The 4,157-nt window shown below is 71.4% G+C and carries 5 protein-coding genes; 2 read left to right on the top strand and 3 right to left on the bottom strand.

The genetic code is table 11. The annotated features are described in order from the left end of the window. From ACCP09_RS38920 to ACCP09_RS38910, 3 genes are all read right to left on the bottom strand, one after another. Positions 1 to 420: acyl-CoA dehydrogenase family protein (locus ACCP09_RS38920; protein WP_433754047.1), on the bottom strand; the 420-nt coding region annotated here is incomplete at its 3' end. Further along, on the bottom strand, positions 420 to 1,262 hold the full coding sequence (locus ACCP09_RS38915; RefSeq protein ID WP_433754045.1) for an enoyl-CoA hydratase: 843 nt from the start codon (positions 1,260 to 1,262) through the stop codon (positions 420 to 422). The genes ACCP09_RS38915 and ACCP09_RS38920, both read right to left, overlap by 1 nt. 9 nt (positions 1,263 to 1,271) lie before the next feature. Next, entirely contained in the window at positions 1,272 to 2,780 is a 1,509-nt protein-coding gene (locus tag ACCP09_RS38910; RefSeq protein ID WP_433754043.1) for a FadD3 family acyl-CoA ligase, read from the bottom strand. 83 nt (positions 2,781 to 2,863) lie between these two features. Between ACCP09_RS38910 and ACCP09_RS38905 the strand changes: the two genes are divergently transcribed. Next, the gene (locus tag ACCP09_RS38905; protein ID WP_433754041.1) at positions 2,864 to 4,003 is read left to right on the top strand and encodes an acyl-CoA dehydrogenase family protein; all 1,140 of its coding nucleotides are present in this window, start codon (positions 2,864 to 2,866) and stop codon (positions 4,001 to 4,003) included. Next, a partial coding sequence (locus ACCP09_RS38900) for an SDR family NAD(P)-dependent oxidoreductase (RefSeq protein ID WP_433754049.1) occupies positions 4,000 to 4,157 on the top strand: 158 nt, incomplete at its 3' end. The genes ACCP09_RS38905 and ACCP09_RS38900, both read left to right, overlap by 4 nt.

Below are 4,157 nucleotides of genomic sequence, written 5' to 3'. Positions count from 1 at the left end.
GCTGCTGCGCAACGCGGCGATGTCGCTGCCGGCTTCGGGTTCCGACCAGGCCTGCGCCCACACCTGCTCACCGCGGGCCATGGCCGGCAGGATCCGGTCCCGCTGCTCGGCCGTGCCGTGGGCGAACAAGGTCGGGCCCAGCATGAAGATCCCGTTCTGGCTGACCCGCCCGGGTGCGCGCGCGGCGTAGTACTCCTCCTCGAACAGCACCCACTGCAACAGTGACGCGTCCCGGCCGCCGTACTCGCGCGGCCACGACACCACCGACAACCGGGCATCCGCCAGCTGCGCCTCCCATTCGCGGTGCGCGGCGAACCCTTCCGCGGTGTCCATGGACGGGAGCGTGGGCACGTGCGCCGCGAGCCACTCCCGCACCTCGTCGCGGAACGCCGCCGACTCGGCGTCGATGTCGAGGTCCATCAGCGCTGCGCCCCGTCCCGCATCGAGCGCGCGTCCTGCCCACCGAGGGAGTCGGTGGAGGTTTCGGCGTTGTGGGCGTGCGCGAAGTGGTGCAGCCCGAACACCGAGTCCATTCCGGACCGCAGCCCCATCAGGTCCTCGGCCTGGTTGACCGCTTTCTTCGCCAGCGCGAGCCCGAACTGCGGCATCCGCGCGATCTTGTCCGCCAGCTCGAAGGTCCGCGCTTCGAGTTCGGGGCGCGGCACGACGCGGTTGACCATGCCCCATTCCTGGGCCTGCTGCACGCCGAACCGCTCCCCGGTGAACAGGACCTCCTTCGCCGCCCGCGGACCCAGCACCCACGGGTGCGCGAAGTACTCCACGCCCGGAATGCCCATCCGCACCACCGGATCGGCGAAGAACGCGTCATCGGAGGCCACGATGAGGTCACAGACCCAGGCCAGCATCAGCCCGCCCGCGATGCACGCCCCCTGCACCGACGCGATCATCGGTTTCGGGATCTCCCGCCACCGGCGGCACATCCCCAGATACACCTCCGACTCCCGGGCGAACCGCTGATCCCCGCCCTCGCGTGTGGTGTGGTCCCACCACACGACGGCCCGCCGGTCGAAGCTCTGGTCCACGTCCCGGCCCGGCGTGCCGATGTCGTGGCCGGCCGAGAAGTGCTTGCCCTCCCCCGCCAGCACGATCACCTTCACCTCGGCATCGTCCACCGCACGGGTGAACGCGTCATCCAGCGCATAAGTCATCGCCGAGTTCTGCGCGTTGCGGTACTCCGGGCGATTCATCGTCACCACCGCCACCGCACCCCGGCGTTCGTAGCGAACGACGTCCTCGGTCATGCGTTCTCCTCACCTCAGCTGCCGCTTCAGCACCTTGCCGGAAGCGTTGCGGGGCAGCTCGTCCACGAATTCGACGAGCCGCGGGACCTTGTAGTTGGCCAGCCGCTCCCGGCAGAACCCGATCACCTGCTCGGCCGTCAGCCCGGCGCCGACGACGAACGCCTTGCCCACCTCGCCCATGCGCTCGTCCGGCACCCCGACGACGGCGACGTCGCGCACGCCGTCCAGTTCGGTCAGAGCGTGCTCGACCTCCGCCGGGTAGACGTTGAACCCGCCGCAGATGTACATGTCCTTGAGCCGCCCGGTGAGGGTCAGGTAGCCCGCGTCGTCCAGTTCGCCGACGTCGCCGGTGTGCAGCCAGCCCTGTCCGTCGATCGCCTGCGCGGTCGCCTCCGGGTCGTCGAGGTAGCCGAGCATCACGTTGGGCCCGCGGACGACGACCTCGGAACCGCGGATCGCCACCTCGAACCCGGCGGTGGCCCGGCCGGACGTGCGCGCGACCAGCTCCGCGTCGTCCCCGGGGCGGCACATGGTCACCACGACCGCCTCGGTGAGCCCGTAGGCGGTCAACACGGTGTCGAACCCCAGCTCGGCCCGCATCCGCCGGACGAGGGAGGCGGGCACGGTCGCCGCGCCGGTGACGGCGAGCCGCAGCGACGAGGTGTCCCCGCGGTCCGGTTCCTGGAGCAGCGATTGGAAGATCGTCGGCGCACCGGGCAGCACCGAGATCCGCTCGCGGCGGATCGTCGCCAGCGTCGCCCGCACGTCGAACACCGCCTGCGGCACGATCGTGGCCCCGGTCAGCAGGGCGACCACGATCCCGGCCTTGTAGCCGAAGCTGTGGAAGAACGGGTTGATCACCAGGTACCGGTCGTCGGCGGTGACCCGGCCGCATTCCGCCCACGCCGCCGCCACGTCGACCACCTGGCGGTGGGCCGACAGGACGCCCTTCGAGCGGCCGGTGGTGCCGGAGGTGAACAGGATGTCGCTGACGTCGTCGGGCCGGACGGCGTCCGCGCGTGCCTCGACGTCCGCCGCGGGCGCACGCTCGCCGAGGAACTCGTCCCAGCCGAGGGTGCCCTGGACGGGGCGGTGCGGTTGTTCGAGCGGGACGCGGACGACGGTGCCCAGGTCGGGCAGCGCGGCGCCGGTCGCCTTGATCGCGGCGTACCGGTCGGCGCCGAGGAAGTCCGCCGGGACGACGAGCGCCTTGGCGCGGCTGCGGACCAGCAGGTCCACCGTCTCGGTGGCGGTGAACCGGGTGTTGACCGGCACCAGGACCGCGCCCGCGTACAGCGCACCGAGCGCCGACAGCACCCAGTGGTGCGTGTTCGGCAGGTTGATCGCGACCCGGTCGCCCGGCTGGACCCCGCGCGCTGCGAACGCCCCGGCGACGGCTTGAACACGTTCCAGGAGTTGCCGGAAATCGAGCCGGACGCCGCCGTCGACCAATGCCTCGGACGAGCCGAACTTCGCGGCGGCGTCACGGACGACGGCCGGGATCGTGGTCTGCCCCACCGCACCCTCCCCTGGACCGGGAAACTAGAACGTGTTCTCATTACCCTAGGTGCCCGGTGGGCCGGGCAGCAAGGAGGCGTGCGTTGGAGCTGACGCGGTTCCGTCGTGAGGTCGCGGACTGGCTGGCGGACAACCTGACCGGTGAGTTCGCGGCGTTGCGTGGGCTGGGTGGGCCGGGGCGCGAGCACGAGGCGTTCGAGTTGCGGTTGGCGTGGGAGCGGCATCTGGCGGCGGCGGGGTGGACGTGTGTGGGCTGGCCGGTGGAGTTCGGTGGGCGGGGGTTGTCGCTGGAGGAGCAGGTCGCCTTTCACGAGGAGTACGCGGCGTCGGGGGCGCCGGCGCGGGTGAACCACATCGGGGAGCAGTTGCTGGGGCCGACGTTGATCGCGTTCGGCACGCCGGAGCAGCGGGCGCGGTTCCTGCCGAAGATCGTGGCGGTGGAGGAGCTGTGGTGTCAGGGCTATTCCGAGCCCGGGGCCGGGTCGGATCTGGCGGCGGTGTCCACCTCGGCGGAGTTGCGGGACGGCGAGTGGGTGGTCAACGGGCAGAAGATCTGGACGTCGCTGGCGCATGTGGCGGACTGGTGTTTCGTGCTGGCCCGCACCGAGCGGGGGTCCCAGCGCCACCGCGGGTTGTCCTACCTGCTGGTGCCATTGAAGCAGGACGGCGTGACCGTGCGGCCGATCCAGCAGCTGACCGGCACCAGCGAGTTCAACGAGGTCTTCTTCGACGACGCCCGGACTCCCGCCGCGATGGTGGTCGGTGAGCCGGGTGAGGGGTGGCGGATCGCGATGGCCACCCTCGGCTTCGAACGCGGCGTGTCCACCCTGGGGCAGCAGATCGGGTTCCGCCGCGAGCTGGACGGGATCGAGGCGGAGGCCAAGCGGCTGGGCACGTGGGAGGATCCGCTGCTGCGGGCCGATCTGGAGCGCGCCCGGATGGGCCTGCGGGTGCTGCGGGCACACGCGTTGCGGACGCTGGGGCAGGCGGCGGGGCCGGAGGTCGCGGTCGGCAAGCTGATGTGGGCGCAGTGGCACCGCGGGCTCGGCGAGCTCGCGGTGCGGGCGCGGGGGGCGCGGTCGCTGGTCGCCGACGGCGAGCTGGACGAGTGGCAGCGGCTGTTCCTGTTCACCCGCGCCGACACCATCTACGGCGGCTCGGACGAGATCGAACGCAACATCATCGCCGAGCGGGTGCTCGGTCTGCCCAAGGAGGCCCGGTGATCCCCACCTACCCACCCGGACACCACCTGCTCAAGGACAAGGTCGTGGTGGTCACCGCCGCCGCGGGCACCGGGATCGGCTCCGCGGTGGCGAAACGCTGCCTCGAAGAAGGCGCCAGCGTCGTCGTGAGCGACTGGCACGAACGCCGCCTCGC

This window comes from Amycolatopsis sp. 3B14 (genome assembly GCF_050958625.1).
GTDB lineage: Bacteria > Actinomycetota > Actinomycetes > Mycobacteriales > Pseudonocardiaceae > Amycolatopsis_E > Amycolatopsis_E thermoflava.
The sequence above is the reverse complement of the archived record's forward strand: the minus strand, read 5'-3'. Positions and strand labels throughout refer to the sequence as shown.

Bases quoted from the DNA above. Each gene is read 5' to 3' on its own strand.
- ACCP09_RS38915 (WP_433754045.1), bottom strand. From the start codon at position 1,262: ATGACCGAGGACGTCGTTCGCTACGAACGCCGGGGTGCGGTGGCGGTG.